General features: G+C 71.5%; 22 protein-coding genes. 8 read left to right on the top strand and 14 right to left on the bottom strand.

Annotation, left to right across the window (positions count from 1 at the left end; translation table 11 throughout):
- The 6 genes from KUTG_RS31260 to KUTG_RS31240 all read right to left on the bottom strand — a co-directional run.
- Positions 1–502 (bottom strand): M20/M25/M40 family metallo-hydrolase (locus KUTG_RS31260; RefSeq protein ID WP_043721851.1); only part of this gene is annotated, 502 nt, incomplete at its 3' end.
- Complete coding sequence (locus tag KUTG_RS66480) at positions 499–1,005, bottom strand: zinc-binding metallopeptidase family protein (RefSeq protein ID WP_369794535.1); 507 nt, start codon at positions 1,003–1,005, stop codon at positions 499–501. The genes KUTG_RS66480 and KUTG_RS31260, both read right to left, overlap by 4 nt.
- The gene (locus KUTG_RS66475) at positions 1,002–1,691 is read right to left on the bottom strand and encodes a M20/M25/M40 family metallo-hydrolase (protein WP_369794534.1); all 690 of its coding nucleotides are present in this window, start codon (positions 1,689–1,691) and stop codon (positions 1,002–1,004) included. The genes KUTG_RS66480 and KUTG_RS66475 overlap by 4 nt, the downstream gene beginning before the upstream one ends.
- A gap of 190 nt (positions 1,692–1,881) precedes the next feature.
- Positions 1,882–2,115, bottom strand: a complete 234-nt coding sequence (locus KUTG_RS31250) for a hypothetical protein (protein ID WP_043721850.1) — start codon at positions 2,113–2,115, stop codon at positions 1,882–1,884.
- Between the two features lie 28 nt (positions 2,116–2,143).
- Positions 2,144–3,538, bottom strand: a complete 1,395-nt coding sequence (xylB, locus tag KUTG_RS31245; RefSeq protein ID WP_084580000.1) for a xylulokinase — start codon at positions 3,536–3,538, stop codon at positions 2,144–2,146.
- A gap of 40 nt (positions 3,539–3,578) precedes the next feature.
- Positions 3,579–4,232 (bottom strand): GOLPH3/VPS74 family protein, encoded by a 654-nt coding sequence (locus KUTG_RS31240; protein WP_043721849.1) that lies wholly within the window; start codon positions 4,230–4,232, stop codon positions 3,579–3,581.
- 89 nt (positions 4,233–4,321) lie between these two features.
- Here KUTG_RS31240 and KUTG_RS31235 point away from each other — a divergent pair, with 89 nt between their 5' ends.
- From KUTG_RS31235 to KUTG_RS31215, 5 genes are all read left to right on the top strand, one after another.
- Complete coding sequence (locus KUTG_RS31235) at positions 4,322–5,764, top strand: APC family permease (RefSeq protein ID WP_043721846.1); 1,443 nt, start codon at positions 4,322–4,324, stop codon at positions 5,762–5,764.
- Positions 5,764–6,348 (top strand): GNAT family N-acetyltransferase, encoded by a 585-nt coding sequence (locus KUTG_RS31230; protein ID WP_043721845.1) that lies wholly within the window; start codon positions 5,764–5,766, stop codon positions 6,346–6,348. Before KUTG_RS31235 ends, KUTG_RS31230 begins: the two co-directional genes overlap by 1 nt.
- A gap of 68 nt (positions 6,349–6,416) precedes the next feature.
- Positions 6,417–8,135 (top strand): serine/threonine-protein kinase, encoded by a 1,719-nt coding sequence (locus tag KUTG_RS31225; RefSeq protein ID WP_198047370.1) that lies wholly within the window; start codon positions 6,417–6,419, stop codon positions 8,133–8,135.
- Between the two features lie 21 nt (positions 8,136–8,156).
- A complete protein-coding gene (locus KUTG_RS31220; protein WP_198047369.1) occupies positions 8,157–8,972 on the top strand; it encodes a purine-nucleoside phosphorylase in 816 nt (271 codons plus the stop codon).
- Positions 8,969–10,618: a phospho-sugar mutase gene (locus tag KUTG_RS31215; protein ID WP_043721839.1), complete on the top strand. Its 1,650-nt coding sequence runs from the start codon at positions 8,969–8,971 to the stop codon at positions 10,616–10,618. The genes KUTG_RS31220 and KUTG_RS31215 overlap by 4 nt, the downstream gene beginning before the upstream one ends.
- 21 nt (positions 10,619–10,639) lie before the next feature.
- On the opposite strand, the gene KUTG_RS31210 is transcribed toward KUTG_RS31215, so the two are convergent.
- Positions 10,640–10,972 carry a hypothetical protein gene (locus tag KUTG_RS31210; protein ID WP_043721837.1) on the bottom strand — a complete coding sequence of 111 codons (333 nt, stop codon included), beginning with the start codon at positions 10,970–10,972 and terminating at the stop codon, positions 10,640–10,642.
- Positions 10,973–11,208: 236 nt separating this feature from the next.
- On the opposite strand from KUTG_RS31210, the gene KUTG_RS31205 reads away from it, so the two are divergent.
- Positions 11,209–11,661 carry a flavodoxin family protein gene (locus tag KUTG_RS31205; protein ID WP_043731241.1) on the top strand — a complete coding sequence of 151 codons (453 nt, stop codon included), beginning with the start codon at positions 11,209–11,211 and terminating at the stop codon, positions 11,659–11,661.
- Between the two features lie 40 nt (positions 11,662–11,701).
- Here the strand turns inward: KUTG_RS31205 and KUTG_RS31200 are convergent, their stop codons facing one another.
- From KUTG_RS31200 to KUTG_RS31190, 3 genes are read right to left on the bottom strand one after another with little or no spacing between them, the layout of a single operon-like run.
- Positions 11,702–12,688: an aldo/keto reductase gene (locus KUTG_RS31200; RefSeq protein WP_043721835.1), complete on the bottom strand. Its 987-nt coding sequence runs from the start codon at positions 12,686–12,688 to the stop codon at positions 11,702–11,704.
- Positions 12,689–12,699: 11 nt separating this feature from the next.
- Positions 12,700–13,617, bottom strand: coding sequence for an aldo/keto reductase (locus KUTG_RS31195; RefSeq protein WP_052396716.1), 918 nt, complete (start codon positions 13,615–13,617; stop codon positions 12,700–12,702).
- A 44-nt stretch (positions 13,618–13,661) separates the two neighbouring features.
- Positions 13,662–14,060, bottom strand: a complete 399-nt coding sequence (locus KUTG_RS31190) for a MerR family transcriptional regulator (protein WP_043721829.1) — start codon at positions 14,058–14,060, stop codon at positions 13,662–13,664.
- 100 nt (positions 14,061–14,160) lie between these two features.
- Here KUTG_RS31190 and KUTG_RS31185 point away from each other — a divergent pair, with 100 nt between their 5' ends.
- Positions 14,161–14,742: a DinB family protein gene (locus KUTG_RS31185; RefSeq protein ID WP_043721827.1), complete on the top strand. Its 582-nt coding sequence runs from the start codon at positions 14,161–14,163 to the stop codon at positions 14,740–14,742.
- Here KUTG_RS31185 and KUTG_RS31180 read toward each other — a convergent pair.
- From KUTG_RS31180 to KUTG_RS31170, 3 genes are read right to left on the bottom strand one after another with little or no spacing between them, the layout of a single operon-like run.
- Positions 14,705–15,085 (bottom strand): type II toxin-antitoxin system death-on-curing family toxin, encoded by a 381-nt coding sequence (locus tag KUTG_RS31180; RefSeq protein ID WP_043721825.1) that lies wholly within the window; start codon positions 15,083–15,085, stop codon positions 14,705–14,707. The two genes, KUTG_RS31185 and KUTG_RS31180, sit on opposite strands and share 38 nt — an antisense overlap.
- Before the next feature lies 1 nt (position 15,086).
- The gene (locus tag KUTG_RS31175; protein ID WP_232241498.1) at positions 15,087–15,287 is read right to left on the bottom strand and encodes a ribbon-helix-helix domain-containing protein; all 201 of its coding nucleotides are present in this window, start codon (positions 15,285–15,287) and stop codon (positions 15,087–15,089) included.
- A gap of 29 nt (positions 15,288–15,316) precedes the next feature.
- Entirely contained in the window at positions 15,317–15,796 is a 480-nt protein-coding gene (locus KUTG_RS31170) for a DUF4188 domain-containing protein (RefSeq protein WP_043721820.1), read from the bottom strand.
- 63 nt (positions 15,797–15,859) lie between these two features.
- Here KUTG_RS31170 and KUTG_RS31165 point away from each other — a divergent pair, with 63 nt between their 5' ends.
- Entirely contained in the window at positions 15,860–16,495 is a 636-nt protein-coding gene (locus tag KUTG_RS31165; RefSeq protein WP_052395609.1) for a TetR/AcrR family transcriptional regulator, read from the top strand.
- A 122-nt stretch (positions 16,496–16,617) separates the two neighbouring features.
- On the opposite strand, the gene upp is transcribed toward KUTG_RS31165, so the two are convergent.
- Positions 16,618–17,241, bottom strand: a complete 624-nt coding sequence (gene upp, locus KUTG_RS31160) for a uracil phosphoribosyltransferase (RefSeq protein WP_043721817.1) — start codon at positions 17,239–17,241, stop codon at positions 16,618–16,620.
- Positions 17,242–17,261 lie beyond the last annotated feature (20 nt).

The following is a 17,261-nucleotide window of genomic DNA, read 5'->3' as shown; positions in this document are numbered from 1 at the left end:
GCAGCTCCGGCGCGGAGGCCAGGGCCATCGCCGCGCCGAGCAGCACGGCCGTGTGGGCGTCATGCCCGCAGGCGTGGCAGGCACCCTCGTTGGTGGACGAGAACGGCAGGCCGGTGTTCTCGGTCAGCGGCAGCGCGTCGATGTCCGCACGCAGCGCCACGCAGCGCTCGCCGGAGCCGATGTCGCAGATCAGGCCGGTGCCGCCGGGCAGGATCTCGGGGTGCAGGCCCACGGACCGGAGCACGCCGGCGATCAGCTCCGTCGTCTCGTGTTCCTGCCGGGACACCTCAGGGTGGGCATGGATGTGCCGTCGCCAGGCCACGACGTCGGCCGCTCCCGATGTCAGCCACTCGTCGAGCCAGGCCGGGCCGCGCCCGGCGCCCATGTCCACCACGTCGGACATGCTGACCCCGGAATCGGTGATCAGCACGTCGGACGCCTCGTCGTGCCGGCGGCCGTCGCCCTCCATGGGCAGTTCGGGCCGCGAATCCAGCACGGTCACGCCGCACCTCCAGCGCGTGCCACGCGGTGTCCAGCGCCGGTCAGCAACCGCTCCCGCTGTACGGGGTCGGTCGCCGCGGCCACCGCCGTCCACGCCAGGGCGAGCGCGCCGTCCAGCACGGCTCGGTCCCCGGTCGGCGTGGCGCAGGCGGCGGCGAACTCCGGCTGGTGGTTCACCGCGTCTCCGCAGTCGATCGATATTGACGGGTGGATACCGGGCAGCGCTCGGGTGACGTTGCCCATGTCGGTGCTGCCGGTCAGGCGGAGCAGCTCGTCTTCGTGACTCATCGGCGCGCGGCCGAGTTCCGTCACGGCCTCGCGGTACGCGGAGGCCAGCCAAGGGTCGGGCGCCAGCTCGGTGTACTCCGCCGAGATCGCCCTGACCTCGTGCGTGCACCCGGTGCCGACGGCGCCGGCGGTGAAGCAGCCCTGGATCCGGTGGACCAGGCGCTCAAGGGATTCGTGATCGGCCGCGCGCAGGTAGAACTGGCCGGCGGCCGTCACGGGACGATGTTCGGGGCGGCCCCGCCGTGCGTGACTATGCCGTGCACCATCTGCTTGGGCTCCAAGTGCTGCCTGGCCAGGCCGATCGCGACCTGCGCGATGGTCAGCGCGTCGGCCGCGTTCACGCCCAGCTCGGGGGCGGCGGCGGCGTGCGAGGCCCGGCCGGAGTACTCGACCTCCAGGTCGACGATGGCCAGCGACGGCGAGGCGACCGCCTCCCACGGCGCCGGGTGCACCATCATCGCCAGCCCGACGCCGTCGAACACTCCGTGTTCCAACAGTTGGACCTTGCCGCCGCCGGATTCCTCAGCGGGGGTGCCCACCAGTTTGACCGTCACACCTAGATCGTCCGCCACATCGCGCAGCGCGATGGCGGCCCCGGTCGACGCGGCGGCGATGATGTTATGTCCACAGGCGTGGCCGACCTCGGGCAGCGCGTCGTACTCGGCGCACAGGCCGACGACCAGGTCGCCCGAGCCGTAGGTGGCGGTGAACGCGGTCTCGAGGCCGGCGACGCCCCGCTCGACCTGGAAGCCCTCGCGCTCGGCCAGATCGGCGACCTTGGCGGCGCTGCGGTGCTCCCGATAGGCCAGTTCGGGCTCGGCGTGGATGCTCCGGGAGAGTCCCACGAGGGCGTCCGCGTACCGCTCAACGGATGAACGGCAGGTCGCCTTGGGGTGGCTCACCCTGTTCATCCTGCACCAAGCGTGCTGGGGGCTCGCTCGACTTTCGCCCTTCCAGGGCTAGCCGGCAGCCATATTGCGACGAACGGCGCAACCGACCCGTGGAAGTTATGCCTGGCTGTAGCGGGTGCCCGGCCGATGATCATGAAATCGGCGACAGGCGGTCAACTGTCCCACATAGTGAGACAGGGGATCAGCTGGCCTTCTGGCGCTTCTTGCGCACCCGGCGGCCGTACCAGACGATCGCGAACAGCACGACGACCACCACGAAGATGATCACGCGCTGTCGGGCGTCGTCGCTGAGGCTCTGGTTCTGCGGCGGGTTGAGCGACGGTCCGGGCGGCGGTGTGGTGGTCTGCGCCCAGGCCGGGCCCGCGAACAGCACGCCGAACACCAGCACGGTGACGAACGCAGTCACCCGGGCCATGAACCGCCTCCTCCTGTTGATCACAAGCCTACGTGGCCGTGGATCTGGGCGACAGCCGCCGTGTAGGCGGTGCGCACCGCGCGCCGCCCTCGCTCCGCCCGATCGCCTCGGCCCGCATCGACCACTCGGCCGGTTCCGCCGCGCCGGACAAAGCCCACGCGGCCTGCCGTGCCGCGCCCAGCGCCACGTACTCGGCGGGCTCGGGGACCTCAACCGGCGCGTCGAACAGGCCAGACGCGACCGCCTGCACCGCAGCCGACCGCGCGGCGCCGCCGATCAACAGCACCCGTCGCGCCTGCACGCCGACTCGACGCAGTTCGGCGAGCCCGTCGGCCAGGCCGCACAGCATGCCCTCGACCGCCGACCGGGCCAGGTTCTCGGGCGTGAGGTTGCCGCGCCGGATGCCGGTCAGGGTGCCCGACGCGTCCGGCAGGTTCGGCGTGCGCTCGCCGTCGAGATAGGGCACGAAGACCAGGCCGCCCGATCCGGGTTCGGCCCGCAGGGCCAGCTCGTCGAGGCCGGCGAGGTCGGTGCCCAGCAGCGCGGCGGTCGTGGTCAGCACCCGCGCGGCGTTGAGCGTGCAGACCAGCGGCAGGTAGCGGCCGGTCGCGTCGCAGAAGCCGGCGACGAAGCCGGTCGGGTCGGCGGTGCCCTCCTCCGTGACGGCGAAGACCGTGCCGGAGGTGCCGAGCGAGACGACGACATCGCCCGGTCCGGCGTTGAGGGCCAGGGCCGCGCCCATGTTGTCGCCCGTGCCGGCGGCGACCAGAACACCGTCGGCGGTACGTCCGGTGACCTCGGCCGGCCCGAGCAGCCGGGGCAGCCTGGGCGTGCGGCCGCCGAAGGCCTCGGAGAGCAGGTCGGGCAGCCATTCGCCGGTACGAGGCGAGAAGTAGCCGGTGCCGGACGCGTCGCCACGGTCGGTCGCCGGTTCCGTGCCCGGCTCGGCCAGCGCCCAGCTCACCCAGTCGTGCGGCAGCATCACGCGGTCGACCCGGTCCGCGGCGGCCGGCTCGTGCTCGGCCAGCCAGGCCAGCTTGGTCACGGTGAAGCTGGGCACCGGGACCGAGCCGGTCAGCTCGGCCAGCCGGTCGGCACCGTGCTTCGCGACGAACTGCTCGGTTTCCGCCGCAGACCTGGTGTCGTTCCACAGCAGCGCCGGACGCACCGGCTCGCCGTCGGCGTCCACGGTGACCATGCCGTGCTGCTGGCCGGCGACCGCGATCGCGGCGATCGGCTCCGACACACCGGCCCGCGCCTCGGCGATCGCCCGGTCGCAGGCGACCTGCCAGGCCCGGGGATCGACCTCGGTGCCGTCCGGGTGCGGCTGCCGGCCCTCGCCCACGACACGGCCCGTCTCGGCCACGACCACCAGCGCTTTTGTCGACTGCGTCGACGAGTCGACACCGATCACCAAGGTCACGGCGTCGATCCAACCGGAGCAGCGGGCCGTGCGGAAGGCTTCAGCGCCGCTCGCCGCCGTAGACCGAGGCCGCGATCGCCGACTCCACCGCCGCCAACACCTCGCTCGCCGCCGGCGGCATCGGCTTCGCGGCGCGGTCCAGCCACGCCCGCAGCATCCGTCGGTCCAGCTGCGGCTCGCACAGGTCGTCCAGGCCCAGGTGCCAGGCCAGCAGCGCCAGGCTCACGTTGTAGACGTCCGGTTTGCCCGGCCCCAGCACCGCGGCCCGGATCTCGGCCCGGCCGCCGGCCGCCACCAGCAGGTCGACCGGCGGATAGCGGTGCGTGCGGCGAAGGAGGCTCCGCTCGGCGATCGGCGTGACCAGACCGGCGTCGGCGAGCTGGGTGACGACCTTGTCCACGACGACCGGCCGCAGGTGGTCGATCCACTCCCGCAGCGGGTATCCAGTCGGCTCGGCGGCGATCTCGGCCAGCACTTCGGCGGATGCCCGGTCGCCGCGCGCGGCCTTTCCCGTGGCCTCGGGACAGCCGTCGTTGACCGATATCCGCCCGGTGAACAATAGGTCGCAGATAATTGCGCCCGACAAACATATTTCCAGCGACGCCCGCGCCACCTGGGCTTTTCCCGTGAACTCGTCGTGCGCGAGGAAGAACAGCGCCTCCGCAAGGGGCAGCCGGGAGTTCGTGTGGGCCACGTGCCGGAAACGTAGCCGCTGCGGGAAGCGGTGTCGAATGGCTAGGGTTGCCCGGAAATGGTGGGACGACTCCTGGGGGAGTAACAAAGGTGGCCACTCGTACGCCGCTGCGTGAACGCGGCCTCGCCCGACCTCGTCTCGGTGTCGCGCAAATTCTGTTCTTCGTCGTCGCCGCGTCCGGCCCGCTGTACGCGATCGCCGGCGGCGTCACCGCGACCTATGCGGTGACCGGTGTCGTCGGCGTGCCGCTGTCCTTCGTGCTGCTGGCGCCGGTGCTCGCGCTGTTCGCCGTCGGCTACGCGGCCATGAGCCGGTACATCACCGGCGCGGGCGCGTTCTATCCGTACGTGGTGAACGGCCTGGGCCGGCCCGCCGGCGTGGCGATCTCGTTCGTGGCGCTCGTCGCCTACAACGCGATCCAGATCAGCGTGTACGGCCTGTTCGGCTGGTCGCTGTCGAACTGGATCAACCCGCTACTCGGGCTGGACACGCCGTGGTGGCTGTGGGGCCTGGCGATCGCGCTGGTCATCGGCGTGCTCGGCGTGCTTCGCGTGGACATCAACGCCAAGGTGCTGGGCGTTGTGCTCCTGCTGGAGTGCGCGGTGATCGTCGTGACCGACATCGCGCTGCTCGGCTCGCCCGCCGGCGGCGGCGCGCCGTCACTCGCGCCGCTCGCGCCGAGCAGCCTGTTCACGACCGGTGTCGGCGCGGTTTTCGCCTTCTCCGTCGCCGTGTTCACGGGCTTCGAGGGCGCGGCCTCGTACAGCGAAGAGGTGCGGGATCCCCGGCGGACCGTGGCTCGCGCGACCTACCTCGCGGTGGCCCTGACCGCAGTGCTGTACACCCTGTCCGCACTGGCCATGGCCGACGCCGCCGGTCCCGCCAATGTCGTCGGCGCCGCGCAGGCCCAGGGGCCCGGCCTGTTGTTCGGGCTCAACGCGCAACGGCTCGGCAGCCTGTTCTCGGACGTCTCCTATGTCCTTTTCCTCACGAGCCAATTCGCGTCGCTGCTCAGCTTCCACAACTCGATCGCCCGCTACTTCTTCGCTTTGGGCCGCGAAGGCGTGCTGCCCGAGGCTTTGGCGCGCACCAATCGCCGCACCGGCGCGCCCGCCGCCGGGTCCGGATTGCAGACCGCGCTGGGCCTGATCGTGGTGGCCGTGTTCGCCATCGCCGGCCGGGACCCGTTCACCGAATTGTTCAGCTGGCTCGGCACGATGGCCTCGACCGGCGTCGTTTTCGTGCTGGCCGCGGTGTCCGTGTCGGTCATCGGCTTCTTCCGCAAACGGGAACACGACGAGCCCGCGTGGCGGCACACCATCGCGCCCACGCTGGCCGCCGTGGCTCTGCTGGTGATCCTGGTGCTCATTCTCTGGAACTTCGACGTGCTTCTCGGCACCGCCGGGGATTCGCCGCTGCGCTGGATCCTGCCCGGCATCCTGCTGCTGGCCGCCGTGATCGGCCTCGTGCGCGGCTCGATCCTGCGCCGCCGCAAGCCCGAGGTCTACGCCGGCATCGGGAAGGTGGAGTGATGGACGACGTCGTCCGGCCCGCCTCACGGTCCGAAGTGGACATCGTGGCCCGCATCCTGTCCGAGTCCTTCCAGGACGATCCGGTCAACGCGTGGGTGTTCCCCGGCGCCGAGCACCGGCGCTCGGCGCATCCCGTGTTCTTCAAGGCCTTCACCGAGGCCGCCTTCGCCGACGGCGAGGTGTACCTGGCCCACGACCACTCCGCCGCGTCGCTCTGGTTCCGCAGCGAGGGCGGCGAGAGTCCCGAGGAGTTCCTGGACCGGTTCGCCGCCCTCGACGCCGAGGACTTCGCCCGCCTTGTCGCCGTCACCGAGCTGCTCGGCGCCCACATGGGCCCCGAGCCGCACCTGCACTGGCAGTTCTGCGGCGTTGTGCCCACGTCCCAGCGTCATGGCCTCGGCAGCGCCATCGCCCGCCAGCATTTCCGGCGGATCGACGCCGAGGGCATCCCATGCGCCGGCGAGGCCAGCAACCCCGACAGCGCCCGGCTCTGGCGGCGGCACGGTTTCGTCGACGCCGGCGAGCCGTTCGGTCTGCCCGGCGGGCCGCGGTTCTTCCCGATCTGGCGGGAGCCCCAGGGCTGACGCCGGGGGCCGACAACACCCGGGGGTCTGCGAAAACCGGGCGGACGCGACTCGTGGAGAATGGCCGCATGTCCACGCCGGAAACTCCACCGCCCGCCCGGTCCCGCGTGATCGCCGGCCGGTACCGGCTCGAACACGTGCTGGGCAACGGGTCGATGGGCACGGTGTGGGCGGCCTATGACGAGTTCCTCCAACGCAAGGTGGCGGTCAAGGAGGTGCTGCTCCCGCCGGGCATCCCGGCGGGAGAGGCGGACGCGCTGCGGGAGCGGACGCTGCGGGAGGCGCGGGCGATCGCGGTGCTGTCGCACCCCAACGTGGTGACGCTGCACGACATCGCCCGCCATGACGGCGAGCCGTTCGTGGTGATGGAGCTGGTGCCCTCGCGCAGCCTGGCGGAGGTGGTGCGCCAGCAGGGCCCGCTGAACACGCAGCAGACGGCGGCGGTGGCCGACGCGGTGGCGGCGGGACTGGAGGCGGCGCACCGGGCCGGCATCACGCACCGTGACGTGAAGCCGGGCAACGTGCTGGTCGGGGACAGCGGCCAGATCAAGCTGACGGACTTCGGCATCGCCCGCAACGTCGCCGAGAACACGATGACCAGCACGGGCATCATGCTGGGCTCGCCGGCCTACATCGCGCCGGAGGTGGCCTCGGGCCAGGAGGTGACGCCGGCGGCGGACCTGTGGAGCCTGGGGGCGACGCTGTTCGCGGTGGTGGAGGGCGTGCCGCCGTACGACGCGGACGACGACCCGCTGGCCACGGTGACCGAGGTGGTGCACGGCGACGTGCCGACGCCGACCTCGGCCGGCCCGCTGGAGCCGGTGATCACGGGCCTGATGGTGAAGGACCCGGATTCCCGCATGACGCTGGCCGAGATGCGCCGGCGGCTGCGCCCGCTGCTGCCGGAGCCGGGCACGGTGCTGTTCCCGGTGCCGCACGCGGACACCCCGCCGGTGGCGCCGCCGCCGAAGCGCCGTTCGCTGTCCCAGCAGTTCGCGCCGCCGAAGGCCCCGCCCCCGCCGACCGACACGCCGCTGGCCAGCGACCCGGGCCCGCTGCCGTTCATGGTGACCAACCCGGCGGCGCCCGCGGTCCCGACAACACCGGCCACGAAGCAGCGGCGGCGGCGCGGCAAGGTCGCCACGGCGGTGCTGGCGCTGGTCGCGGCGGCGATCGTGGTGGTGTCCATGGCCGGCGGGTTCGTCCTCACCCGCTACCTCGGCGGCCAGGTGCTGCTGCCGACGACGGTGGCGTTCGGCAGCACGCCGAGCTCGATGCCCACCTCGGCCACCGTGGCCAAGGTGCCGACGACCCGGATCCGCGCGAAGGCGATCGTGAAGGTCGGCGACGGCGCCAGCGACTTCGCGGTGGACGTGCCCAACGACTGGCAGCAGTTCACCCAGAACCGGCCGGCCACCGACTCGCTGCCGGCACGGGCCCAGGTGTTCTTCCTCAGCAAGGACGGCACTCAGGAGCTGTCCGTGCAGCACTTCACCAACTTCCCCAAGCCGGACGCCTACCTGGACGCGGTCCGGGCGCTGCCCAACGTCAACGTGTCGCCGGTGCAGCCGGCGTCGGTGCCCGGCTTCACCAACGGCCAGCTGCTCGACTACAAGCAGGACACCGGCGGCTCGCTGCTGCCGCAGACGGTCGCGGCGGCGCTGGTGAAGGGCAACGACCTGTGGGTGGTGGCGGTGAAGGGCACGACCGGCGGCAACAGCAACGCCGACGCCTCGGCCCGCAACCTGTTCAACCAGATCTACCCGCAGTTCGAGGTCACCGGCTGAGGGTGTTTTAGGCTCGCCGGTGTGACCGGTATCAGCGAAGACTCCATTTCCCCCGACGCGCTGGCGACGGCCGCCGCGGCGGCGCTCGTCGAGCGCACCGGCGTCGACCAGCACGACGTCGCCGTCGTCCTCGGCTCCGGCTGGCGGCCGGCGGCCGACGTGATCGGCGCGGCCGAGCACGAGGTGCCGATGTCGGAGTTGCCGGGATTCCGCGCGCCGACCGCGGTCGGGCACGGCGGCACGATCCGTTCGCTGAAGCTGGGCGACAACCGCGTCCTGGTGATGCTCGGCCGGACCCACCTGTACGAGGGCTTCGGCATCGACCCGGTGGTGCACAACGTGCGCACCGCCACCGCGGCCGGCGTCCGCACCGTGATCCTGACCAACGCGGCCGGCGGCCTGCGGCAGGGCATGACCGTCGGCCAGCCGGTGCTGATCAGCGACCACCTGAACCTGACGGCCCGCTCGCCGCTGGTCGGGGCCCGTTTCGTGGACCTGACCGACCTCTACTCGGCCCGGCTGCGTGACGTGGCCCGGACGATCCGCCCCGATCTTGAGGACGGCGTGTACGCGGCGCTGCCCGGCCCGCACTTCGAGACGCCGGCCGAGATCCGGATGCTGCGCACGATGGGCGCGGACCTGGTCGGCATGTCGACGGCGCTGGAGGCGATCGCCGCCCGCGCGGCCGGCGCCGAGGTGTTCGGCCTGTCGCTCGTGACGAACCTGGCCGCCGGCATCACGGGCGAGCCGCTCAACCACGAAGAGGTCCTGGAGGCCGGCCGCCTGGCCGCCACCGACATGGGCACCCTGCTGCGTGACCTGGTGGCGAAGGCGTGAGCCTGGCGCCGTCTGCTCGTGACGCCGCGTTCCGGTGGATCGCCGACGACCCCGACCAGGCCACACGGGCCGAGCTCCAGGGCGTCGTGGCCAAGGCGATGGCCGGTGACCAGGGGGCGATCGACGAGCTGGCCGATCGGATGTCCGGGCCGCTGACCTTCGGCACGGCCGGGCTGCGTGGCCCGGTGCGGGCCGGCGCGAACGGCATGAACGAGGCCGTGGTGGTGCGGACGACCGCGGGCCTGGCGGACTGGTTGCGCCGCAACGGTCATGGCGGCGGCGTGGTGGTCGTCGGCCGGGATGCGCGGCATGGATCGGAGCAGTTCCACCGGGCCGTCGCGGGCGTGCTGGCGGCCGCCGGGTTCGACGTGCGGGTCCTGGACCGGCCGCTGCCGACGCCGGTGACGGCGTTCCTGGTGCGGCAGCTGAACGCGGTCGCCGGCGTGCAGATCACGGCGTCGCACAACCCGCCCGCGGACAACGGCTACAAGCTGTACATCGAGCATGGCGCCCAGATCGTGCCGCCGACCGACCGCCAGATCGAGGCCGCGATCGCCCAGGTGCCGGCCGCCGTGTCGGTGCCGAGGGCCGAGACCTGGACCACCGTCACGGAGGCCGAGGTCGGCCAGTACGTGACGCGGGCGGCGAGCCTGCCGGTCGGCGGCGTTCGAGAGCTGCGGGTGGCCGCGACGCCGATGCACGGTGTCGGGGCCGTCACGCTGGCCGAGGTGCTGACCGCCGCCGGCTTCACCGATGTGCACTTCGTCACGCAGCAGCAGGATCCGGACGCCGACTTCCCGACGGTCTCGTTCCCGAACCCGGAGGAGCCGGGCGCGACGGACCTGCTGCTGGCCCTGGCCGCCGAGGTCGACGCCGACCTGGCGATCGCCCTGGACCCGGACGCCGACCGGTGCGCGCTGGGCGTCCGCGACCGCGACGGCTCGTGGCGCATGCTGCGCGGCGACGAGACGGGCGTGCTGCTCGGCGAGCACGTTCTGTCCACAATGGACTCCACCGACGCCTTGGTGGCGACCACCATCGTGTCGTCCTCGCTGCTGTCCAAGGTCGCGGCCGCGCACGGCGCCCGCTACGACGAGACGCTGACCGGCTTCAAGTGGCTCGTGCGGGCCGGGGACGGCGCCGGAACCGGTCTCGTCTACGCGTACGAGGAGGCGCTCGGGCACTGCGTCGACCCGGACCACGTGCGGGACAAGGACGGCATCTCGGCCGCGGTGCTGGCCTGCGACCTGGCCGCCGGGCTGAAGGCCGAGGGCCGCTCGCTGCTGGACGTGCTGGACGACCTGGCCGTCGCCCATGGCTGGCACCTGACCGACCAGGTTTCGCTGCGGGTGACCGATCTGAGCCGCATCGGCGAGCTGATGGCCAAGCTGCGCACCGATCCGCCGACGGCGCTGGCGGGCGTTTCGGTGACTGCCGAGGATCTCCGGCCGCGAGCCGACGTGCTGGCGCTGCGCGGCGAGGGGGTGCGGGTGTTGATCCGGCCCTCCGGCACTGAGCCGAAGCTCAAGGCGTACCTGGAGAGCGTGGAACCGGTACCGGACAAGGACCGGCTGGCCACCGCGCGGGAGCGGGCCGTGGCCCGGCTGGCCGCGCTGCGCGGCGAGGTGGCTGCCCTGTTCGAATAATGCGCTGTTCGAGTAGGCGGCTCAGGCGGCCGCGATGACCAGTGAGACCACCGCGATCGCCAGGAATCCGCCGGCCAGCAGGTAGGGCAGGTTGCCCGGTCCCGACACCGGTCGGGGCCGGTCTTCCGTCATGCCCGCGACGGCCGCGCGGCCGAACGCGTAGGCGATGGTGCTCAGGCACAGTCCGAAGGCGAGCAGGACCGTGTTGGCCGAGTAGGGGGTGTGGTCGATGCCGGGCCACAGCGACAGGACCACCAGGGGTGCACCGATCAGGCCGATGCCTACGGCGAGCCAGCCCGCGTAGATGACACGCTTGCGCCGGCTGCCGGACAGGAGAGTAGTTGTGACGTCCACAGTTCTTCCATCTATACCAGCGTTTCCTCTTTGTGAGACGGCCGGGGTGGCGGTGCGGTTGCCTGTTTCCCGCACCGTTTTTCCTTGACCCGCCGGCACATCCGTGCGCCACACTGCGTCACCCGATCGGACACGCTCCGCCGGAATCGTGCTGGCAGCCCGGTTTTCGCCCGGTTCGGCGACTACGCACCGTCGACCGGTTGCGCTCCCGGCGGCCGCTCGGCATCGTCCTACCGGTGCCCCGACTGCTGATCGTGCACCACACTCCGTCGCCGAACCTGCAGGCGATGTTCGAGTCAACTGTGGCCGGAGCCACAACCCCGGAGATCGAGGGCGTCGAGGTCGTCCGCAAACCGGCGCTGGCCGCCACCGCCGTCGACGTCCTCGAAGCAGACGGCCTGATCCTGGGCACGCCCGCCTCTTTGGGCTATATGTCCGGCGCGCTGAAGGTGTTTTTCGACCTCGTCTACTACCCGTGCCTGGACGCGACGCAGGGCCGCCCCTACGGCCTGTACGTGCACGGCAACAGCGACATGTCCGGGGCTGTGCGCAGCGTGGAGGGCATCACCAAGGGCCTCGGCTGGAACCGCGTCGCCGAGCACGTGCTGGTCACCGCGACGCCGTCCAAGGACGACCTCCAGGCGTGCTGGGAGCTCGGCGCGACCGTGGCCGCCGGTCTGATGGCATGACAAAGCCGCCGACCCCCCGACGGCCGGCGGCTTTGTGGAGCTACTTGCTGAGGGAGCGCATGCCCGCCTCGGGGTAGCGCGCGCCGGCGACCGCGTCGAGCGGAACCGCGGCCTCGATGGCGGCGAGGTCGTCGGCGGACAGCTCCAGACCGGCCGCGGCGACGTTCTCCTCCAGGTACTTGATCCGCTTCGTGCCGGGGATCGGCACGACGTCCTGGCCCCGGTGCTGCACCCAGGCCAGGGCGAGCTGGCCGGGAGTGACGCCGCGCTCGGCGGCGACGGCCTTCAGCGCCTCGACGATGGCCTGGTTCTTGGCCAGGTTCTCCTCGCTGAACCGCGGCTGCGCGGTGGCCCGGAAGTCGCCCTCGCCGAACGAGTCGGTGGAGGTGAAGCGGCCGGTGAGGAAGCCGCGGCCCAGCGGCGAGTAGGCGACGACGCCGACGCCCAGCTCACGGCAGGTCGGGACGATCTCGTCCTCGATGTCCCGCGACCACAGCGACCACTCCGTCTGCACCGCGGCGATCGGGTGCACGGCGACGGCGCGGCGGATCGTCTGCGGGCCGGCCTCGGACAGGCCCAGGTGGCGGACCTTGCCGGCCCGCACCAGCTCGGCCATCGCCCCGACGGTCTCCTCGATCGGCACGCTCGGGTCGACGCGGTGCTGGTAGTAGAGGTCGATGTGGTCCAGGCCGAGCCGGGCCAGCGACTTGTCGACGGCCGCACGCACGTAGGCCGCGTCGCCGCGGACACCCCGCACGCTCGGGTCGTCGGGGTCGCGGACGAAACCGAACTTGGTGGCCAGCACGACCTGGTCGCGACGGTCCTTGAGGGCCCGCCCGACCAGCTCCTCGTTGGCGCCTATGCCGTACATGTCGGCGGTGTCGAACAGGGTGACGCCGAGGTCGATCGCGCGGTGGACGGTCGCGATCGACTCGGTGTCGTCGCCCTGTCCGTAGAACTCGCTCATCCCCATGCAACCGAGGCCCTGAGCGGACACCTCAAGGTCGCCGAGCTTGCGCGATTCCATCTGTCTCCTTCTCAGCGTCCTACGAGCTTCTGCATTTCGGGCCGGTACCGCTCGCCGGCGACCGCGTCCACGGTGCCGGCGATGGCCGCCAGGTCGTCGGCCGTGAGCTCCAGCTCGGCGGCGGCGACGTTCTCTTCGAGGTACTTGCGGCGCTTGGTGCCCGGGATCGGCACCACGTCGTCGCCCTGGTGCTGGACCCAGGCCAGGGCCAGCTGGCCGGCCGTCACCCCACGCTCGGCGGCCAGGGTGTTGAGCCGCTGCACGATCGCGAGGTTGCGGTCGAAGTTCTCGCCCTCGAACCGCGGCAGGCTGCGGCGCATGTCGTCCGCGGCCAGGGTCTCGACCGAGGTCACGTTGCCGGTCAGGAAACCCCGGCCGAGCGGGGAGAACGGCACGATGCCGATGCCCAGCTCGCGGCAGGTCGGCCGGACCTCCGCCTCGATGTCCCTGGTCCACAGCGACCATTCGCTCTGCAGCGCCGTGATCGGGTGCACGGCGTGGGCCCGGCGGATCGTCTCCGCGCCGGCCTCCGACATCCCCAGGAATCGGACCTTGCCGGCCTGCACCAGCTCGGCCATCGCCCCGATCGTCTCCTCGATCGGCACGTTCTCGTCCACGCGGTGCTGGTAGTAGAGGTCGATGTGGTCCACGCCGAGCCGGGCCAGCGAGCGGTCCACCGCCTCGTGCACGTAGGCACGGTCGCCGCGGACCGCGGGCCCGCCGCCGTCACCGGGCACGAACCCGAACTTCGTCGCGATCGCCACCTGGTCACGGCGTCCCTTGAGGGCCCGTCCCACCAGCTCCTCGTTCGCGCCGAGGCCGTACTGGTCGGCCGTGTCGAACAGGGTCACGCCCAGCTCGACGGCCCGGTGGATGGTGGCCACCGACTCGGCCTCGTCGCCCTGGCCGTAGGACTGGCTCATGCCCATGCAGCCCAGGCCCTGCGGGCCGACCTCCAGCTGGCCGAGCCGCCTCACGCCGACACCTCCTGGACCAGGGTCTGGCCGGCCAGCTTGGCCTCGACCTCGGCGTAGTTGGTGATCTTGTAGTCGAGGATGGCCAGGCACGCCTGCAGTTCGGCGATGCGCTGCCGAACGTCGGTCCGGTGGTCGTGCAGCAGCTGCTTGCGACGGCCGGCGGTGGCCAGCCCCTTGTGCCGGAGCTGGGCGTACTCCCGCATCATCCGGATCGGCATGCCGGTGGTGCGCAGCTTGGTGAGGAACTCCAGCCAGCTGAGGTCCTCGTCCGAGTACGAGCGACGTCCCCCGGAGTCCCGGGCCGGCGGATCGACCAGCCCGATTCGTTCGTAGTAGCGGAGGGTGTCGATGGACAACCCGCTTCGTTCCGCTGCCTGGGCGATCGAGTAAGTCACGACACCGACCGTAGAAGCTGGAGTGCGCTCCAGGTCAAGCGCAAAGGCCCGACCGGGTGCCGCAAACGTTTGCTGGTCCGATTGTGGCAGGCTCGGATCCATGATCGACGAATTCGCGAAGGAGTATCTGCACGGCGACCTGCGCGAGGTCCGGGCCGAGCTCCTCGGCAAGCTGGACGGACTGGGCGAATACGACATCCGGCGGCCACTGACCGTGACCGGGACCAACCTGCTCGGCCTGGTCAAGCATCTGACGCTGTCGGAGGCCCGGTACTTCGGCGAGGTGTTCGGCCGGCCGTGCCCGGACCCCATGCCGAGGTGGGACGACCTCGCGGAGCGCGGCAAGGACCTGTGGGCCACCGAGCACGAGACCCGTGGGGAGATCGTCGACCGCTACCGGCGCGTGTGCGCGCATTCGGACGCGACGATCGACGCCCTGGCCGTGGACGCCGCCGGGCACGTGCCGTGGTGGCCGCGGCCGGACGTGATGCTGTTCAACGTCCTGGTCCACATGCTCACCGAGACGAGCCGGCACGCCGGGCACGCGGACATCCTGCGCGAGCAGCTCGACGGCGTGACGGCGGCCCCGCGGCGGGATGCGGCGTTCTGGCAGGAGCGGCGGGCGGAGATCGAGCGAGCGGCGATCAGGTTTTCGGCAGGGACCAGTTCTCGAACCGAGTAGCCAGGTCCGTGACGTCGAGGCGGCCGTGGGCGACGGCGCGGACGACGCCGAGGGCCTCGTCCTCGTCGGCGTCGATCCACCAGCCGTTGATGTCGCACAGGGCGACGGCTGCGACCCAGCCCAGACGCCAGTTGCCCTCGGCCAGCGGCCGGGTGCGGACCACGGAATGCAGGACGGCGGCGGCCTTGAGCCACAGGGTGTTGTAGGCCTCCACGCCGAGCACGGTGGCGCGGGGACGGTAGGCGGCGGAGTCGAGCAGCCCGAGATCGCGGACCACCAGGTCGCCGCCGGTGACGGCGGTGGCCAGCACCAGAAGGTCGCCGGCGTCGAGGTACTCGGTCAACTCAGGCGGAACCGAGCCGTTCGAGCAGGCCCTGGTACCGGGGCAGGACCCGGCCGAGCACCTCGCCCAGCTGCTCTTCCTTCTGCAGCCGGGCCCAGCGCTCGGCCAGCGCGAGCCGCATGATCTCCTGCTTGGAGCGCCCCTCGGCCGCCGCCAGCGCGTCGAGCTGGCGGTTCTCCTCTTCGCTCAACCGCAGAGTCATCGCCACGCGGCCACGGTACCAATCTGGTATCAGGCGGGTCCAGCGGTCGCCAGGCGCTTGCGCGAGCTGTTGCTGTCCTTGGTGATCTGCTCGTGCGTGAAGGCCGCGCCGAGGCCGAAGGCCGGCATGTTGGCGTAGACGACCTCGGCCTGCCCCGGCTTCACGACGTAGGTCTCGTGCCAGACGCCGACGGTGCCGTCCGCGCCGACGGCCCGGTTGTAGGCCTTCCACGCCTCCAGGTGCGGCGCCTCCTTGGCCGCGGCGAAGTTGATGAGGTCCTCGGCGCTGCGCCAGTACGACATGAGGATCGTGGTGCGCCCGAACCACGAGTGCCCGCCGAGAAAGCCCAGCTCGGGGTGCTTGCCGAGGTGCACGAGCATGCGCGGCATGGCCGAGGCCACCGGCAGCCACTTGTCCACCCGCCACGGCTTGTTGACCCGCATGCCGATCAGGAAGACCGCACCGCCCTCGGCCGGCAGCCGTCCCGTCCATCGTCCGTCGAAAACCATCTCTGACCCCTCCCCGCGATTTGTGACGCCGTTATAAAACACCGTTTCGGATACACTCGTCAAGTGCCACGACCGAAGACCCACGACGAGGCCCTGCGCGGCCGACTGCTGACCTGCGCGGCGGAACTGATCTCCCTGGACGGGGTGGACGCGCTGAGCCTGCGCAAGCTGGCGGCCGACGTGAACACGTCGACGACGGCGGTGTACTCGCTGTTCGGCGGCAAGCCCGGCCTGATCAGAACCGTCTACCTGGAGGCGTTCGAGGGCTTCTCGCGGGAGCTGCGGGAGACGCCGGTCTCCGACGATCCGGCCGAGGACCTGATCCAGCTCGGCCTGGCCTATCGCCGGTACGCGCTGGCCCAGCCCCACCTCTATGCGCTGCTGTTCACCGACGCCGCGCGGGCGCACATCAACCAGGACGTGCTGCTGGCCGAGGTGTCGGGCTCGGCCTTTCGCGTGCTGCGCGACACCGTGCTGCGGGGCGTCGACCGAGGCGTTTTCGTCGACGAGAACCCGGACCTCATCGCGATGGCCGCCTGGGGCATCGTGCACGGGCTGTCATCACTGGAGCTGCAAGGGAATCTGCCGCCGCGGGAGCTGATGGACCCGGCCTTCGAGCGGGCGGTCCGGGCGCACGTCGACGGCTGGCGCCGGGTCCGCGGACACGAAACGAGGCCCGGGGAAGTGGCCGCCACGTGACCTCCCCGGGCCTCGCCCCTCGAATAATGTGGTCCAGACCACCTTTCGTCAAGGTCTAGACCAGTGCGGACACTCGAAAGACGCAGCCGGAAAACTGGCAAACGTTAGATGTAAAGCTTTTCTCAGACCGCCCCGTACTGACGGTCGCCGGCGTCGCCGAGACCCGGCACGATGAAGCCGGACTCGTTGAGCCGCTCGTCGATGCTCGCCGTGACAACCCGCACCGGCAGGCCGGACTCCTCCAGCCGACGGATGCCCTCGGGCGCGGCCAGGGCGCACACGGCGGTGACGTCGGTGGCGCCACGCTCGGTGAGCAGATTGATCGTGTGGACCATGGACCCGCCGGTGGCCAGCATCGGGTCGAGCACCAGCACGGGCCGGCCGGCCAGCGACTCGGGCAGCGACTCCATGTACGGCGTCGGCTGCAGGGTCTGCTCGTCCCGGGCCAGCCCGACGAAGCCCATCTGGGCGTCGGGAATGAGCTTGTGCGCCTGGTCGGCCATGCCCAGGCCGGCCCGCAGCACCGGCACGAGCAGGGGCGGGTTGCTCAGCCGGTAGCCGTCGGTGCGGGCGACGGGCGTGTGGATCCGCTCGGTGGCCACGGGGGCCTCCCGGGTCGCCTCGTAGACGAGCATCACAGTCAGCTCGTGCAGGGCGGCCCGGAACGCGGCGCTGTCGGTGCGCGCGTCCCGCATGGTGGTCAGGCGGGCCCTGGCCAGCGGGTGATCGACGACGAGGACGTCCATGGGTGGTCACGTTAGCCGCC

It is taken from the genome of Kutzneria sp. 744 (assembly GCF_000568255.1).
Classification (GTDB): Bacteria; Actinomycetota; Actinomycetes; order Mycobacteriales; family Pseudonocardiaceae; genus Kutzneria.
The sequence above is the reverse complement of the archived record's forward strand: the minus strand, read 5'-3'. Positions and strand labels throughout refer to the sequence as shown.

What these genes read in the sequence shown, in the direction of transcription:
- KUTG_RS31250 (WP_043721850.1), bottom strand. Translation starts at nt 2,115, where the DNA reads ATGGCCCGGGTGACTGCGTTCGTCACCGTGCTGGTGTTCGGCGTGCTG.
- KUTG_RS31230 (WP_043721845.1), top strand. Translation starts at nt 5,764, where the DNA reads ATGGACGACGTCGTCCGGCCCGCCTCACGGTCCGAAGTGGACATCGTG.
- KUTG_RS31225 (WP_198047370.1), top strand. Translation starts at nt 6,417, where the DNA reads ATGTCCACGCCGGAAACTCCACCGCCCGCCCGGTCCCGCGTGATCGCC.
- KUTG_RS31200 (WP_043721835.1), bottom strand. Translation starts at nt 12,688, where the DNA reads ATGGAATCGCGCAAGCTCGGCGACCTTGAGGTGTCCGCTCAGGGCCTC.
- KUTG_RS31195 (WP_052396716.1), bottom strand. Translation starts at nt 13,617, where the DNA reads ATGGGCATGAGCCAGTCCTACGGCCAGGGCGACGAGGCCGAGTCGGTG.
- KUTG_RS31185 (WP_043721827.1), top strand. Translation starts at nt 14,161, where the DNA reads ATGATCGACGAATTCGCGAAGGAGTATCTGCACGGCGACCTGCGCGAG.
- KUTG_RS31175 (WP_232241498.1), bottom strand. Translation starts at nt 15,287, where the DNA reads ATGACTCTGCGGTTGAGCGAAGAGGAGAACCGCCAGCTCGACGCGCTG.
- KUTG_RS31170 (WP_043721820.1), bottom strand. Translation starts at nt 15,796, where the DNA reads ATGGTTTTCGACGGACGATGGACGGGACGGCTGCCGGCCGAGGGCGGT.
- upp (WP_043721817.1), bottom strand. Translation starts at nt 17,241, where the DNA reads ATGGACGTCCTCGTCGTCGATCACCCGCTGGCCAGGGCCCGCCTGACC.